The organism is Paraglaciecola mesophila (assembly GCF_009906955.1).
Classification (GTDB): domain Bacteria; phylum Pseudomonadota; class Gammaproteobacteria; order Enterobacterales; family Alteromonadaceae; genus Paraglaciecola; species Paraglaciecola mesophila_A.
Genome location: NZ_CP047656.1, coordinates 4,057,489 through 4,074,568 on the forward strand (window position 1 = coordinate 4,057,489; position 17,080 = coordinate 4,074,568).

The window sequence follows — 17,080 nt, forward strand, 5'->3', positions numbered from 1 at the left end:
CTTCTTTTGCTTACTTTTCTTAGCTGTTGAAGAAAAGTATGTCGGGCCTCATGGATGAGGCTTGAAAAACGTCATGGATGACGGTGAGCAACGCGAATGCTTGGTGTGCGCAGCACATGCTACGTGGCCGAAGGCCATAAATAAGCGTTGCGCATGGTGAGCAAAGCGATTGCTTGGCGCACGCAGTGCGTAACGCAGCGAAGCTGTGCCCTGTGGCCGAAGGCCATAATTAAGCGAAGCGTAATCTTAGTGTGCGCAGCGCATGCCCTAGAGAAGCTGTGCTCTGTGCCCGCTGCACATAAACAAGCTACGCGTTTGCTAAACTACCGCGTAGCGCCTATCAAGCTCACTCACGCCTAAACCACTTTTTCTAGTCACTGCCAATTGCGCCACTATGCGCTCTTTCATGGCTTCAACGTGGCTTATCACGCCAATCATTTTGCCCGAGGCATGCAAGTTATCTAAGGCGTCGAGGGCGATATCTAGGGTTTCGCTGTCTAGGGTGCCAAAGCCTTCGTCTAAAAACAGTGAATCGATGCTGGTTTTGTGGCTGACCAACTCTGAAAGCGCTAGGGCGAGTGCTAGGCTGACTAGAAAGCTTTCGCCGCCGCTGAGGGTTTTGGTGTCGCGCTGAATATCCCCTTGCCAGGTATCAATGACGCTAAGAGCTAAGCTGGCATTGGCTTTACGCTTAAGTAGGTAGCGGCCGTGCAGGCGTTCTAATTGTTTATTGGCTAAATACATTAAGTTATCAAGGGTGAGCCCTTGGGCAAAGGTGCGGAATTTGTCACCTTTTTGCGAACCAATTAACGAGTGTAGGTAGTGAATATGTTCAAAGTCACTGCGCTGTTGTGCTATTTGACTGAATAAACTTTGTTGCTCGCTGCTGCGCTGTTGGTCGAAATTCAAGGCTTGCGTGATTTCACCTTCGCGCTTATTGGCATTGTGTTGCGCGTCCGTGAGCATACTCAATGCCTCAGTTACTTTGTCGAGTGTTTGCTGTTGCCACACACCGGCATTGCTGTGCGCTAAAAGCGCGTTAACTTGGGTTTGTGCTTGCTCAAGTAGTGCGTCTGATTTTGCAATCTTGTCGTCTAACGCTTGTTTGAGAGTGTGTAATTGCTCACGGGTGGTGTCATCAAGTAAGGCCGCTTCAAAGGCTTGTTGGTCAGCAAAAGGGCTGGCTTGTAGCTTTACTTGCCATTCTTGTTGCCTTGTTTGCAAGCGGATTTGACTTTGTTGCAGTTGGGCGTTGGCATTTCCTACATCGGCCAAATGAGTATTGTGCTTTTGCTCAGCTTGGCGAAGTTGCTGCTGGGCTTGTTCATGTTGAATTTCCAGCGCATTTAATTTATTTGCGAGGGTTTCACGTTCCGCTTTTACTGATTTGTCTGCGAACAGGCCAAAACGTTTTGTGTTTAGTGCTTCAAGCTGTTTATTGAGTGCTTCACGCTGCTGCTGCCACTCTGTTAGTTGGTTGTTGATGTCGGTTAACTGATTACGCTGATGTAGTTGAGTGGTAGTGAGCTTCTCAATTTGTGCCGACGCGTCATTAAGCTGGCTAACATGCTGCTCCCATTGTTTGGCGTCTTGCTCTTTGCTACTCAACCACTTTAATAGCGTTTCTGATTGAGGCGGCGCATAGCCATGTTGCTTAATTTGCGCCAATACGTTTTGGCTCATGGTTGCTAAAGTATCATTGGCCGCTTGCATGTCACCTGTGCGACTTTGCACACTATTTTCTACGTTTTTAACCGTCTGCTCTGCCAATAACAAAGCCGAGGTTGTCTGTTGATGTTGTACTTGGCTTTGTTGCCAGGCTTCTTTGCTGGCTAATGTCGCTCGGGCTTGATTTTTTAGCTGGTAAATCTGGTTTTGTAATTGCTGGGTTTGCTGTTTGATTTGTTGATCAAGGTTTACGAGCGCTGCGGTATTATCAATAGCGAGGTGCAGGGCAAAATGTTGTTCCAAGGTTTTGCACATGTCAGGCCAGCTATTGGTGATTTGATGCTGCTGTTGGTTGAGCCATTCAACCCGCTGCTTAAGCTCAGTCTCGGCGTGTTTACAGGCATCGAGTTTTGCCCGAACTTCTTTGCCTTGCTCTTCTAATTGTTCAAGTTCTGTTTGCTGCTGTTGCTTTTGTGCAACCCGGTGAGGAATATCAACCACTTCTTCTGTTGTCAGTGGGTGTTCTGTCGCGCCGCACAAGGGGCATGGGTGCTGGTCTTGCAAGGCGGCGCGAAAGTGAATTAACTGCTCTTCTTGGCTAATGAGTTGGCTAAGTAGCGTCACGTGCTGGTTTTTAGCCACATATTGCTGTTTTATGCTTTCACGCTCGCTTGTGAGCCTTTTCTGCTGTTGTTGATTTTCGTTGAGCTGAGTGTGTTTTTGGGTAAGTTCTTGGGCTTGGTTTTGCCATTGTTGGTGGGCATTTTTGATTGCCAACACCGTAGGGGCGAAACCAAGTAAGGTATCGAGTTGTTTTTCTTGCGATTCCAGCGCGCCTTGCTGTTCAAGTGTTGTGAGCTTTTCAGCTTGCTGCTGGTAAGCATTTTCTAATTGTTTTGTCCGTGCATTATGGGCATCGTTTTGTTGTTTTTTGTGCTCTACCTCTTGCTGTGCTTGCTGCAGTTGGCTTTGCTCTTGTTGCAGTTTATTGGCCAGTTGCTGGTGCTGTTGATGCGCTTGTTTGATCTGCTCTGCTTGAACCTGCCACTGGCCTAAATATTGTTTTAATGATCCATCAGCACTGTGCTGCTCAATATATTCTTGCGCGTCTTTTAAGCTTGTTTGTTGTTGGGCTAGGGCGCTTTGCGTTCGCGAGTCTTCCCTTAAAAGCTGTGTGTGTTTGCTGGCCAACTGCGTATGTTGTGTGGTGGTTTGAGTGAGTAGGTCATTGTGCTTGAGTATGTCGTTATCAAGGGGGATGACTTCATCATTAAGCAAGGTTTCTTGTATGTGATAAGCTGCTTTCGCTGCTTGAAACTCACTAGTTAGCGCTGAACTGGTATCTTTACATTGAGCTAAGCTCGCTTCACTTGTATGCAGCAACTGCTCGTGACGCAAGAGGGCGTTTTCATCGCGCACTTTCTGGCTTTGGGCGTCGTTGAGTAGCTCAAACGGCGCGCGTAGCGCTTCACTCGGTTGGCTATTGGCTAGGCGCTGCAATTCTGCTTTATGCTGCGCTTTATCTGTTTGAGCTTGGGCGAGTAGCTGCTTGGCTTGCTCATGTGTTTGTTCGGCTGCGTGACGCTGTTGCCACCAATTAACATGCGCTTGGGTGGCACTTATTTGTACTTGACGTTCTTTTTGTTTGGTATGAAGGGCTTGCTGTTCATCGATGAGGGTTTGTTTTTGTTCTTCGCTTAACAGTTGAACGCCTTTTGCCTGAGCTTCAAGCTCACTTAACTGTTGTTTGGCTTGACTGTAGTGCTCATGTACTTTTTCGGATATCAGGCCATAAATTTCAGTACCCGTCAGTTCTTCTAGCAGCTCGGCGCGCTGTTTTTCATCGGCATTTAAAAAGGCGGCAAACTCCCCCTGAGAGAGCATCATAGATTTAGTAAAGCGGCCAAAATCAAGGCCGGTGATTTGCTCTATTAATTCGGCTTTTTTCTTGATTTGGCTGGCGAGTACTTTCTCTGTGGCGACTTCACCTAGCTCAACCACGGCGGCCTGCAAGTTACCCTCTGGGTTGTCACGAGAACGACGCATGCTCCAAAAGGCGCGATAGGCCACGCCTTTTACTTCAAATTCCACTTCGGCGCTGCACTGGGCTGTGCCTCGGGTCATGATCTCATTATTATTGGCCGACAGCGCCCCTAAGCGCGGGGTTTCATGGTAAAGCGCCAAGCAGATGGCATCTAGCAGGGTGGTTTTGCCGGCGCCAGTGGGGCCGGTGATGGCGAACACACCATTATCGGCAAAAGGTGCTTGGCGAAAGTCTATTTTCCATTGGCCTTTTAATGAGTTTAGGTTGCTAAATTGCAGGCTAAGTATTTTCATTATTCAGCCTCCTTGTGACGCACTTCCTCTACTATTTCACTAAAGGTTTGGCGAATGTGTATTAAGCGCTGCTGCGCTTCTTGCCCTTCGAAATTTTCAAGTTCAAGGCGCTTTTCGAATACATCAAATGGGGTCAGCTCAGCCAGCGTTTCGTTGTTGATTTGATTTAACCCTTGGCTTGTTCTGGTGCGGGTGCGACTTAATTGCAGTACCTCGACGTTTCGCCCTTCGGTCAAGGTTTGAATACTTTGCTGTAAATCGCTCAAGTAGTCTTGCACATCAATCTGAATGCACAGCCAGGTGGGCTTTTCAGGTGTGGGCGCTAGGGCGGTCTTAGCATTGTTGATGTCTTCACCCACTGGGCTGTCAATTTGACCATCATCCCCAGTGCTAGTTGAGTCGGTAAGAAGCGAAAATTGTGTCAATTGTGCTTTTATGTTTTCCAAATCGCCCTTGAGCATCGCCATAGGCTGAAAAAGCGGAATATCCAATGGCGTAATGTTGCGCTGACCTTCTTTATCAAACTCGACTAGCACAACTTGTTTTTGAGACGTTAGTTCATCGAAACTAAGAGGAATTGGGGAGCCGCTGTAACGAATATGCTCAGATTTAGCGACTTTTTGCGGCCGATGAATATGCCCTAATGCTATGTAGTCTGCGGGAGGAAAACCATCTGCGGCGAAGCCATCTAGGGTGCCTATGTATATTTCTCGCACAGATTCAGATTGGCTCACACCTAACGCGGTTAAGTGGCCAGTAGCGATAATAGGGATAACTGATGGAGCGTTATTTTCTTTGTTACTGAGGTTTTCGACTAACAGGTTGCGACGCTCCAGCGCATGCTGATAGATCTTGGCGTAGTGCGCTTTTATAGCTTCGCTTAGGGCGAGCTTTTTGTCTTCGCTGCTTTCACCTGGGCGGCTTTGCAGTACGTCTCGAGGGCGAATAAAAGGGATGGCACACAGTATGGCCCCCACTTGGCCTGCTGTATCGTTTAGCTCGATAACCTGTTGGTCTATATCGCCGCTGGTGTTAGCAATCACGTGGGTGTGCAGGCGAGCGAGCAGTTGTTTAGATTCATTTAACGTTGAGACAGAATCATGGTTGCCCCCTAGTACCACTAATGTACAGCTCAATTTGCTCATCTCTACCACGAATTGATTGTACATCTGCCTAGCGTAACTAGGTGGAGTGCCGGTATCAAATATATCCCCAGCAACGATAACTGCATCAATTGCGCGCTCTTGTATGACGTTAAGTAGCCAGTCTAAAAAGGCTTGGTGTTCGTCTTTGCGGCTTTTAGTGAAAAAATTTTGCCCTAGATGCCAATCTGAGGTGTGTAGAATGTTGATACGCCAAGTCCTTAGTGGTTTTTCGAGTCATTTAACGCGGACAAACAGTGTACTGTATTCGTCCTGAGCAGAATAGAGCTGCCTATTTTTTGCTAATCGCGTTTATTCGTTCTTTTTCAACCTTAGGTATTTCCCCTCGTAGACTCTTTGCTTATTCCCTTGAGTGACAATTTTTTTGGGGCGTGGTTATGCGCTAATATGGAGCTCAGATCGAAGGTATTGCCGTTAGTTAGGTACAAATGGAACGTTTTACCCTCTATTTATCATCATTTCGATGAGGTTAAGCCGTTGATTTAATTGCTTTGTTTTTAAGCATTTTGCTGTGAAATTTGTAACCGAATATGTGAAGTTGTCTTGATGGGCAATTTTCGTGGTAATAGTGTTCTCAGTTCAGGCAACTGGGCAACCACATCAGCTGTTATAAAAACAATAATAAATCGTACTTCTGAGCGGACAGAATGCAATAACAGAAGACGATGCAGTGTTGATTACTCCACATTGACATTGGGACACACAACACAATGAATAAAACACATACCTTTAAAGCAAAAGACCATTGGCTAAAAGTCGCCCTGATGATGAGTGCATCGTCAGTCATTTTGAGCTCAGCAAATGCTTATGCTCAAGAGCAAGCGACAGAGGCCGCAGAGGACTTAGAAAAAATCAGCGTTATCGGCTCTCGCCGTTTAGGGCGTACGGTTGAAGACAGCCCAGTACCTATCGATATCATTGGAGCTGATTCACTTAGCACTACAGGGCAAACTGAAACCAATATGATATTGGGCAACTTGCTGCCGAGTTTCAACTTTCCCCAGCCGTCATTAACGGATGGTACGGACCATGTTCGCCCAGCGCAGTTGCGCGGTTTAGCGCCTGACCACACGCTAGTATTGGTCAATGGTAAACGTCGTCACTCGAACGCTTTGCTTAACTTGAATGGTTCTACAGGTCGTGGCTCGTCAGCGGTTGATTTAAACGCTATCCCAGCTAATGCCATTGAACGCATCGAAGTACTGCGCGACGGTGCTGCTGCTCAGTATGGGTCAGATGCAATTGCTGGGGTGATTAACATTGTTTTAAAAAGTGCTAGCAGCGGTGGTTCGGCCTCTGTTACTTATGGTGCGAACGTAACAACCATGGACGGTGTGCCTGATTTAAAAGATGTTGGCATCGACGATAACGGCGACCTTGCATTCACCGAAGGCGGCGACCGTGAATTAACAGACGGACAAACGGCCACCATGCGCGCCAATATGGGGTTTTCATTAGGGGATGATGGTTTTTTCAATTTGTCCGCTGAATTTCGAGATCGCAGTGCGAGCAATCGCTCTGATTATGACCAACGTGAAAACTACGCTCGGCTAGAAGACGGCTCTTTAGATCCTCGCGAATTAACTTGGGATCGCTACAACCATAACTTTGGCAATGGTGATGTTGAAGACATGGCGGTGTTTTATAATGCGGGCCTTGAGTTAAATGAAAATGCAGAGCTTTATTCGTTCGGTTCATACAGTACGCGAGAAGGGGAAGGGGGCGGTTTTTATCGTCGAGCCCAAGACAGCCGTAACATCGAAGCTATTTACCCTGATGGCTTCTTGCCGATTATTACCTCTGACATCAACGATTACTCATTTGCTACGGGAGTGAAAGGGTTTTTAAGCGATTGGAACTATGACCTGTCGGCGGTGTACGGTGAAGATGAGTTCGAATTTGGGGTGAAAAACAGTTTGAACACTTCACTTGGTCCCACAAGCCAGACAGTATTTGATGCAGGCACGCTAATATACGATCAACTAACCATTAACCTAGATTTAAGCCGCGAAATTGATGTGGACGGTTTAGCCAGTGGGGTAAACGTGGCAGTTGGTGCTGAGTATCGTCGTGAAGGTTATGAAATCAAAGCGGGTGAAGAAGCATCTTACATTCAAGGCCCGTTTGACGGCGCAGCGGGCTCTCAAGTTTTCCCTGGCTTTACCCCAGAATCTGCGGGTGATAATAGTCGCCACAACGTTAGTTTATACGTGGATCTAGAAGCTTATATAACCGATAACTGGAATGTCACTGTTGCTGCTCGTTATGAAGACTATTCTGATTTTGGCTCAACGGTGAATGGCAAGTTTGCTACGCGATATACGCTAACCGAAGAGATTGCCCTGCGTGCGTCGGTATCAACAGGCTTTAGGGCACCTTCGCTACAACAGCAGTATTTTACCTCTATTGCGACTGTATTTGTGGACGGCGAGCCAACTGAAACCGGCACGTTTGCCCCTGACAGTGAAGTGGCTCAAGCGCTAGGCTCACCTGGTTTAGATGCTGAAGAAGCGGTGAACTATGGTGCAGGTATTACTTGGTCGCCAGATTCGAACTTTAGCTTGTCAGTAGATTACTACAATATTGAAATTGACGATCGTATTGTGCTGTCGAATAACTTGTCTGGTGAGGGGATTGAAACCTTATTGGCCGGCACAGGTGCAAACCGCGCGCGCTTCTTTTTAAATGCGATCGATAGCGAAACATCCGGTGTTGATGTGGTGGCCTCTTATAACACCGACATTCAAAACTGGGGTGATATTGCCTTTAACGCGGGCTTTAACTACAACAAAAATGAAGTAACTGACATCATCGACCCGCCAGCCGTGTTGGCTGGTGCTGGTGTGGACCAAGGTAACTTGTTCTCTGATGTAGAGCTACGTCGTTTTGAAGTGGGCTCACCGAAAACCAAACTTAACTTGAGCGCTGTGTGGAGCATGGATGAGTGGCATGCTACGTTGCGAACCACTCGATACGGCGAAACTCAAGAGCCATCGAGCGATCCTGCGACCAATGAAGTACTACCTGAAAAATGGGTAACCGATTTAGATGTAGGCTACGAGGTAACAGAAAATCTAACGCTGACATTAGGCGCAAACAATTTATTTGATGTTTACCCTGATACGACTCGTGAATTGGTGCAGGATGTGGGCACGTTCTCGCGCTTGTTCCCATATTCTGGGTTCTCGCCATTTGGTTTCTCTGGCCGTTTCGTTTACGGAAAGGTTTCAGTTACGTTTTAAATGCTATTTCAGCGCACTTAACTGCTAAGTGCGCCTATTGATAGGTTAATTTAATCGGCCTTGGTGTACACTGAGGCCGATTTTTTATGCCTGTTTCAGCCATCTTGGCTGACTATTTGACCCAGCAAAGTGCAGGTGATTACTCTGGTGTTTCCACCGTTAAATAATAACCGGAATACTTGCGCATATTAATCACGCGGTCTCCATCTAGCATCCAGTATTGGCCTTTGATACCTTGCAATACTCCGCTAAAAGACAATTCTTTATCTAGGTTTATCGATTTTACTTTTTCAGGGTACTGAGCCACAGGGTAATGAATATCTACCGGGGGAAGATCAAGAATATCAATGGCTTGAAAGCCATACTCTTCGGTGATTTCGTCTAACTGATCTTCTATTTCGGTAATCAAATCTTCTTTTAATTGCTGTAAATCAACCATGTCAGGTTGGCCTTTGAGCATGGTGCGCCAGTTGGTTTTATCCGCAATAAACTCTTTCATGGCTGTCTCGACTAAACCACTGGTAAGTCGGTTCTGAACCCTCATGATGGCCATAGCCTGAGTGGCACCTTGATCAAGCCAGCGACTTGAAACCGCATCACTCACATGACGGGTAATCCCCACCTTGATGGTGCCTGTATTGGCTAAATAGACATAATGATCAGTTAGGCAGTTTGCTTCGCCCCAGCTTGGCTCACGGCAGGTGCCTGCATCATAATGGCAAAGCTCAGGCTTAATAATACAGGTATCGCATTGGGCCAATTTAGTCAGGCAGCGATAGCAGTAACCCTGATTGAAACTCTTCTTGGTTTTAGCTTGGCAATGCACGCAGTTGATTTGGTTATCAAAACTCACGTTAAGTTTTTTACCGAGCAAGGGGGTCATATCGATGAATTGCTCGCCTATGGGTAATTGGTACTGAGCATGATGCTCGGCATCGGTGGATACGCGCATTTTGCGAATATTACCTTGATAAATGGTCATGTTGGTCTGGTCCTGTGTACAAATTTAACGCCGAAAAACAGTGTGGCGATAGCAGCACACTATTGTGACAGCCTAAAGCCTTGATTGCCAAAGTAACCTTAAGGCAAAATAGTTGTACCATCCGCATATTAGTTTCCCGCTGAACATAGGCAAGCATGCAGTTACTTTTAGCCATACGTGAACACATTGACGATCCTCACGCTACCAAACAAGAGCGCTTACAGTGCTTGTGGAGCGAGTATGGTGAGATTGCCCGCTACTATAGCCCTAAGCTGGGCATGTCGTTCATTGCGAAGCATGTTTCACCGCCCAATGAGGTGAAGCATCCTCGAGGTTGGCACAGTGACGTGGGGCATCAACGAAAACTGCGCTCTTATCAAATAGAGGCCGAGTTTTATCAATCTTTTGCGGGCTTGTGTGGCCATGATTGCTACGTACCTGCATTTCTAGGGTTGCTAAAAGATACGTATAACCCAGAGCAACAAACCTTGCTTATGGAAGACTTACAAAGCAGCGGCTTTACGCTGGTGCATTCAAGAGTGACAGATGCCCACATTAAAACCGTGCTTTGTTGGTTAGCGCACTTTCATGGGCGTTTTATGCATATCGACATTTCTGCTTTGTGGCCGGTCGGCAGTTATTGGTATTTGGCTACGCGCCAAGCTGAATATACGGTGATGCCGGATAGCGCATTAAAGCGCGCTGCGCAGGGTATCGATCACAGGCTAAATCATGCTCGTTTTCAATCCCTTTTACATGGCGATGCAAAGCTGGCGAATTTCTGTTTTAGCGAACAAAAGAAAGTCGCCGCAGTGGATTTTCAATATGTAGGCCGAGGTGTTGGGGTCAAAGACGTGATGTACTTACTTGGTAGTTGTTTAACAGGCAAACAATTACAGGAACAGCATGACGCCTATGTGGATTATTATTTTGCCGTGTTAAAAACAGCGCTGCTATCACCCTGCTCAAGTGAGGATAACCAAGATTGGGTAGTAGAGCTTGAGCAAGAATGGCGTGAGCTTATCCCTTTTGCATGGGCCGATTTTAATCGATTTTTACTTGGTTGGAGCCCTGAACATGTGAAAATTAATGATTTTATGCAACGCCAGACTGCACAAGTTCTTTCCCTTTACGAGAGCTAAGGGAGAGATTAGGCCCTCAAAGGGATGGCTTAAGGTTTATTTTTTATTTCGGTGGCGTTATGTGTTTTCTTATTGTGATTGAATTATGTTGCCATAGGCTACAAGCTAACGTGTTGTGATATGACCTTAGGTCGCGGGATCGTTTCTACTTGAAACCGTTGACACGAAAGAGCAAAAAATATGCGCCAAAATTTACTCGTTTTAAATATTAAGCGAGCGCTAAAGCTTAATTTCAAGCCTGCTTTGTGTTTACAGGTGATAGCGTTAGGTATTGGTTTAAGTTTTTTTTATTGGCCCGCAAGTCAGCCTGTGTTCAATTTTTTCGCTGAACTTAAAGCCCAATACGGTGTTGGCTATGCGATTGCATCAACAGCTGTGTTTGGTGGACTCCTGCCATATTCGTATTTGTTATTGTCTGGACAGGTACATTTCAAACCTCTTCGACAGCTATTGTTCTACTGTGTTTTGTGGGCAGTGATGGGATGGATAGTCGATGAGTTCTACAGTTTGCAAATTACCTTATTTGGTAGTGATACAGATGTGACTACGCTTATTAAAAAAATGGCCTTCGATCAGTTCGTATTTAGCGCACTATTAACCTGCCCCTTTTTAACCTTATGTTATCAATACAAAGATACGCAGTTCAATTTGAAACGCACGATTATGTCGCTCGATAAACGGCTGCTTTTACTTTACTTACCCACCACAATCGTCACCAATTGGTTAGTCTGGATCCCATCGGTTTTACTCATTTATCTAATGCCACCTGAGCTGCAAATTCCGCTTTTTAATTTGGTGCTTTGCTTTTTTGTTCTAGTACTGGCCATATTAAATACCGACGCAGAGGCAGCCGCAGCCGCTGATTGAGGTCTCTTGAGCAGCCGTTACCATAAAGTGCGGACGAATAGGCCCCAGGTTCTGAACTCGGAATAATACACGTGAATATAACTGAGATGAAAAAGATAATTGTCCTGAGCAGTTGTTTTTCTTTACACTGACTTTTCAGGTAATAAAACTAACCATTTGTTTTGTTGCATTATTGTATGAAGTTGTACGCTATTGGTGCCCAGCAAAATTTAACCTTGGGTAAATTGCGCAGATCAAGGTTAGCGTTTATTCTTTTTGTATGGGTAGAAAAAGCGTTTCATACCTGTGCTATCAGTTGGTAGCGAGATTGATAGGTAATGAAGGCAACGTTTTATCTCACTTAACCAAGAGGCAGTCACCTCAATATTATGATAGTTCATGAAGAAGCCATAAAAGACGCGGTTTATCAATTATTCGATGAAGTAGATGCGCTTTCGGTGCAAGGGTACGATGAAGAGCGCAATGTTATTTATTGGAACTTAGGGAGCGAATTGCTTTATGGTTACACAGAAGAAGAGGCGTTAGGTAAAAAGCTAGAAGACCTCATATTTCCCGATTTTATGCGCGAACCTGTTATTGAAGCTCACAGTGATTGGATTCACAAAGGCATCAAAATTCCTGCCGAAGAACTCACATTACGTCACAAAAATGGTGGTGATGTCAGTGTGTTTTCAAGCCATGTTTTGTTTACCAATGAGCATAACAAGCATGAAATGTACTGTATTGATATTAACCTAGCAGAAGTCAGACAAGCCCAAGCCCAAGCCCAATTTAAAGACAATATGCTCGAAGCCGTGTTTGAGGCAACCCCAGACGTATTTTTGTTGATAGATGAAAATGGCACGATTATCGATTATCACGCTGGAGACAATGAAGAGCTCTATGCTTTGCCCAAAGATTGTATTGGCCAGTCAATAAACGATTTTTTTTCTGAGCCTGTGGCACGTAAGTTTACTGTGCACAATGCCATTGCTTTCACCCAAGGCGGCATTTCTACCTTTGAGTACGAAGTCGAACTGGCAAGCGAGGTGCGCTATTTTGAGGCAAGGCTAAGTCACCTGAGCGCTTATAAACAAGTCGTAGTTATTATCCGAGATATTACTGAGCAGCATAAAGCGGCACAAAGTATACGCCAACACGCTTACTTTGATAGTTTAACCTCGTTACCCAATCGCTTTTTATCGCTGGACCGTTTGTCGCAAATGCTTAAAGAGGCCCAAAGAAGTAAAGAAAAAGTCGCGTTATTGTTTTTAGATTTAGATGACTTTAAAAAAGTAAACGATTCACTCGGCCATGAAGTTGGCGATAAGTTACTTAAAGAGGTTGCCAATAAATTAACCTTAGCATTACGTAAAGCTGACACTGTCGGACGTCTTGGGGGAGACGAATTTATCGTGTTATTGCGTTCATTAACAGGGGATAGTGACGCCATCGATATCGCTGAAAATTTATTGGAAATTTTTCGAGAGCCATTTGAAATAGATGGCAAAGAGCTCGTGCTCACCTTGAGTATTGGCATAGTGACCTATACCGAAAACGGTGATAGCGCTTCTGATTTATTGCGTCATGCAGACGCTGCTATGTACCAATCAAAGCTGTCAGGCCGCAATACCTATTCATTTTTTACCCAAGAAATGAGTGACGTAATGCTGCGTCGTTTAGAAATAGAAGAACAGTTGAATCATGCGTTGCAGCGCGATGAATTTGAAGTGTATTACCAACCAAAATTCGACGTGAAAAGTAAAAAAATGATAGGGGCTGAAGCGTTGTTACGCTGGCGAAATCCCCTTTTAGGAAATGTGACGCCTGACGAATTTATTCCCATTGCTGAACATACGGGAATGATTGTGCCCATTGGTAAGTATGTGCTTAAACAGTCATTAGCTTTTTTAAATGACTGGAACACCACCCATCAGCAACAGTATACGATTGCTGTAAATTTATCCCCTAGGCAGTTTAGAGATAAAGCCCTGATTAGCTTTATCGCGCAAACGTTGCGCGATGAAAAGATCGCGCCCCACAGCCTAGAATTTGAAATTACCGAAGGGGTATTAATGGCTGGAAATTCCTACATTGATGATGCTTTAGAAAACCTACATCAATTAGGAGTGAAGTTATCAATGGATGATTTCGGTACTGGCTATTCTTCCTTGAGTTATTTACGCCAATATTCGTTTGACATATTAAAAATTGATCGCAGTTTTATTAGCGGTATCACTGAAAAGAAAGAAGATCTTGATCTTGTTAAAGCCACGATAGCACTGGCTCATAGTTTAGACTTAAGCGTGGTTGCTGAGGGGGTTGAAACACATGAGCAGTTACTTTTGTTAGATGAACTTGGCTGCGATTTGGTACAAGGTTATTACTTCAGCAAGCCTATTCCGGCAGAAGATGCGCTTGATTTTCGCTATCCGGCAAACTGAGCTGAGTAAGCATGTTGTGCCCACTTGGCTAAGTCATCTAGCGGACATAGATTAACTAACGGACAAAATACATTGCAGTATCCATGCTTACCCCCTCTGGTAGAGGTAAGCATGGAATAAGCCTTATGCTAAGGTTTTGCGGCGTATTCTTATCAGTAATAAGAACGTCATAGCAAACAAGGCAATGATTGATGGTTCTGAAACGGCCAGTGCTGCTAGTGCAGCAGAGGCTATCAGTTGATGACCTACTGCGGTCGGGTGTACAGGATCCCAGAGTAAATACTCGTCTGGGTTGGTGCACAAGGTCATATTCGTTTCGTCAAGGCAGGGGTCTGATACATTACTTAAGTTGTAGTCGCTCGGGTTCATGGATATATCTACAAACGTACTGAAGACATCAAATTGGGTAATGTTCAAGCCACTGCTTATGCCGTCTAAGCCACTTGCCAATGCCATGTTAAATTCAAACGCCCAAGGGGCGGCGATGGGAAGATTTGGCACCAGAAAATGCATCGCACCGGCTAGGGACAGTTCCAGCACACTGTCAACGATGTTTTGCGCAGCTTGGTTTGGGGTGTATGTGCCTGACGTTCCATTTTGCAGAAAGTCGTTACCTCCGGCCCAAATCACATACAGTGCGTCAACGTCGGCGGAACCCCCTGTTGAACTTAAGTAGCCCCCTAATTGCTGATTAAGCACTTGGTCACTGCGTTGCCCTCCAATAGCCCAATTTGTGCCCCCTGCGTAAGCGGTATTCGATGATACACCTAAGTCATTTGCTAAGTGTTCAACCCACACAGGACCATTTGAAAATCGACAATCAAAGTACGGTGGTTCGGGACAGAAACTAGGCGCGATAGCCTGCAGCGCGCCTGTGTCCGAAAGCGAATCACCAAACACATGCATATCACTGATAGGCGCAGCATTTGCTGACGTACACAAGAGTAAAAGTAACGAAGCGCCACTGATTGAAAGTGTGTGCTTGATATTACTGAATAAAGTACATAGTCCGCGGGTGAGCGGAAAAATTGTTGTTTTCATTGTTTCACCTTACGGCGCTTCTCTACTGCCCAACGCCAATTAGAATTTATTGTTGTTATTATCCCTTCAGGGACAAGCATCAGCACAGAAGACTCCGAAAACACCGTGGAATTATCATGCCAGAAAGTTCTAATGCATTTTTCGAGCCCGCTAACAAAATCAATGGGTTAGGTATTTTTAGTACAAAAAGTAAGCTAGGTTGCAAAAAAATCCGACACAGGTTTACCACGCCCATCAATTAAAACTAACTGAATCCTTCATTCACCGCCTTATATCGAAACAAAGTGCTCAGTGAAATCCGGGAGGGAGTGTGTTAATCGAAGAGCGAGCTGAAATTAACAAATTACTAGCCGTTGATTTAAAACATGAGTAAATGCCCCAACATCCTAACTAGCTGTATTTGCGCGTGTTAAAAATGCGGCGAATTCGTTTCGATATTTATTTACTGTATTTTTGGGATGCCTGTGAAAACTGTTAAAACCCTCACCTTAATGCGTTGGTTGTTTGGTCAACTTGCTCCTTATAAATCAAAAGTCGTGTACGCCATTACGGCGTTGATCGTGGGCTCGGGTTCATGGCTATTATTGGGCCAAGGGGTGAAAGTCGTAGTGGATGAGGGCTTTGTAGCCAACAATGCGGCCATGTTAAATCAAATGATGCTGGTGGTGGTGGCGATTGCGTTGCTGGGTAGTATTGCGGCTTATTTTCGCTTTTATTGGATGATATGGCTGGGTGAGCGCGTCAGCGCCGATATTCGCCAGTCTGTGTATTCACATTTATTGACCTTACCACCGGCCTTTTTTGAGCAAACTCGTACCGGCGAGGTTATCTCCAGATTTACCAGTGACACCACAGTGTTGCAGTCGGTGGTTGGCATGGGGTTATCTATGGCGTTACGAGCAAGCATTACCTTTATCGGTGCGCTGTTGTTGATGCTGATCACTAGCCCGATGTTGACTTTGTACGTGCTTATCGCCGTGCCTATTGTGTTAATGCCAATTCGCTTTTTCGGCGCTAAAGTACGCTTACATGCCAAAAACAGCCAAGACAGGGTGGCTGATTTGGGGGCTTATGTAGATGAATCATTGCATGAAATCCACACAGTGCAGGCCTATTCACATGAGGCACTCGATAAAAGTATGTTTGCTGGCCGTGTTGAAGATGTCATGAGGGCAGCGAACAGTCGTATTCGTTTTCGCGCTTTAATGATGGCAACCATTATGGGGATCAGCATGACCGCGATTACACTCGTTGCCTGGTTAGGGGCAAAGCAGGTATTAACTGCCAGTATCAGTGCCGGGGAGCTGACCGCGTTTATGTTTTATGCGGTGATGGCGGGGGGCGCAGTAGCGACTCTAAGCGAAGTGATTGGCGAAGTACAAAAAGCGGCAGGGGCAAGCGAGAGATTGATGGAACTGCTGCACACTGACAGTTCGATTCTCATAGCAGAGAAGCCTGTTTCACTGGCCAATAAAGTAAAGGGGAATTTGCGCCTGACTGATGTTCATTTTAGCTATCCAAGCGCAGAGGGTAGCCCTGCATTGCAGGATATTTCCTTAGATATTAAAGCGGGTGAACGTATCGCTTTGGTGGGCCCAAGCGGAGCGGGTAAATCAAGTCTATTCCAGTTATTGCTCAGGTTTTATGATATTCAATCGGGGGATATTTGCTTAGAGGGGATAAACATTGCTGAACTTGATTTAGACACGCTACGCCAACAATTTGCCCTTGTGCCCCAAGAATCAGTGATATTTGCTAGCAGTGTGGCAGAGAATATTCGCTACGGGCGACCAGAGGCTACAGATGATGAAGTTCGTCGCGCGGCAAAGGCCGCCAGAGCCGATGAATTTATCGCGCAATTGCCTGATGGCTATCAAACCTATTTGGGCGAGCGGGGAGTGCGTTTATCCGGTGGGCAAAAGCAGCGTATATCTATCGCCAGAGCGATACTGGCCGATAGGCCAATCTTGTTACTTGATGAAGCAACCAGCTCACTTGACGCTGCTAATGAACAATATATAAAGCTCGCGCTTGATGAACTTATGCGTCATAAAACCACCTTAATTATCGCTCATCGTTTAGCCACGGTGATAAACGCTGATCGTATTGTGGTAATGGATCACGGAGAGGTTATTGCTATAGGTACCCACCAAGATTTGATACACAGCAGTGAACTTTATCGTGAGTTTGCACAGTTGCAATTGGTCAGCTAGGG

General features: G+C 45.5%; 9 protein-coding genes. 5 read left to right on the plus strand and 4 right to left on the minus strand.

Annotation, left to right across the window (positions count from 1 at the left end; all coding sequences use genetic code 11):
* Positions 1–318: 318 nt before the first annotated feature.
* Both FX988_RS17270 and sbcD read right to left on the minus strand, forming a co-directional pair.
* Positions 319–4,005, minus strand: coding sequence for an AAA family ATPase (locus FX988_RS17270; protein WP_160181338.1), 3,687 nt, complete (start codon positions 4,003–4,005; stop codon positions 319–321).
* A complete protein-coding gene (sbcD, locus tag FX988_RS17275; RefSeq protein ID WP_160182221.1) occupies positions 4,005–5,357 on the minus strand; it encodes an exonuclease subunit SbcD in 1,353 nt (450 codons plus the stop codon). Before sbcD ends, FX988_RS17270 begins: the two co-directional genes overlap by 1 nt.
* Before the next feature lie 521 nt (positions 5,358–5,878).
* Here sbcD and FX988_RS17280 point away from each other — a divergent pair.
* Positions 5,879–8,410, plus strand: coding sequence for a TonB-dependent receptor plug domain-containing protein (locus FX988_RS17280; protein WP_160181339.1), 2,532 nt, complete (start codon positions 5,879–5,881; stop codon positions 8,408–8,410).
* A 139-nt stretch (positions 8,411–8,549) separates the two neighbouring features.
* Here the strand turns inward: FX988_RS17280 and FX988_RS17285 are convergent, their stop codons facing one another.
* Positions 8,550–9,392 (minus strand): DUF2797 domain-containing protein, encoded by an 843-nt coding sequence (locus tag FX988_RS17285; protein WP_160181340.1) that lies wholly within the window; start codon positions 9,390–9,392, stop codon positions 8,550–8,552.
* Positions 9,393–9,547: 155 nt separating this feature from the next.
* On the opposite strand from FX988_RS17285, the gene FX988_RS17290 reads away from it, so the two are divergent.
* The 3 genes from FX988_RS17290 (at position 9,548) to FX988_RS17300 (ending at position 13,824) form a co-directional block, all read left to right on the plus strand.
* Complete coding sequence (locus FX988_RS17290; protein WP_160181341.1) at positions 9,548–10,534, plus strand: phosphotransferase; 987 nt, start codon at positions 9,548–9,550, stop codon at positions 10,532–10,534.
* Positions 10,535–10,714: 180 nt separating this feature from the next.
* Positions 10,715–11,401: a hypothetical protein gene (locus tag FX988_RS17295; RefSeq protein ID WP_160181342.1), complete on the plus strand. Its 687-nt coding sequence runs from the start codon at positions 10,715–10,717 to the stop codon at positions 11,399–11,401.
* Positions 11,402–11,769: 368 nt separating this feature from the next.
* Positions 11,770–13,824, plus strand: a complete 2,055-nt coding sequence (locus FX988_RS17300; protein ID WP_160181343.1) for a bifunctional diguanylate cyclase/phosphodiesterase — start codon at positions 11,770–11,772, stop codon at positions 13,822–13,824.
* Positions 13,825–13,947: 123 nt separating this feature from the next.
* Here the strand turns inward: FX988_RS17300 and FX988_RS17305 are convergent, their stop codons facing one another.
* The gene (locus tag FX988_RS17305; RefSeq protein WP_160181344.1) at positions 13,948–14,865 is read right to left on the minus strand and encodes an SGNH/GDSL hydrolase family protein; all 918 of its coding nucleotides are present in this window, start codon (positions 14,863–14,865) and stop codon (positions 13,948–13,950) included.
* A 464-nt stretch (positions 14,866–15,329) separates the two neighbouring features.
* Here FX988_RS17305 and FX988_RS17310 point away from each other — a divergent pair, with 464 nt between their 5' ends.
* Positions 15,330–17,078 (plus strand): ABC transporter transmembrane domain-containing protein, encoded by a 1,749-nt coding sequence (locus tag FX988_RS17310; protein WP_160181345.1) that lies wholly within the window; start codon positions 15,330–15,332, stop codon positions 17,076–17,078.
* The last annotated feature ends 2 nt before the right edge of the window (positions 17,079–17,080 follow it).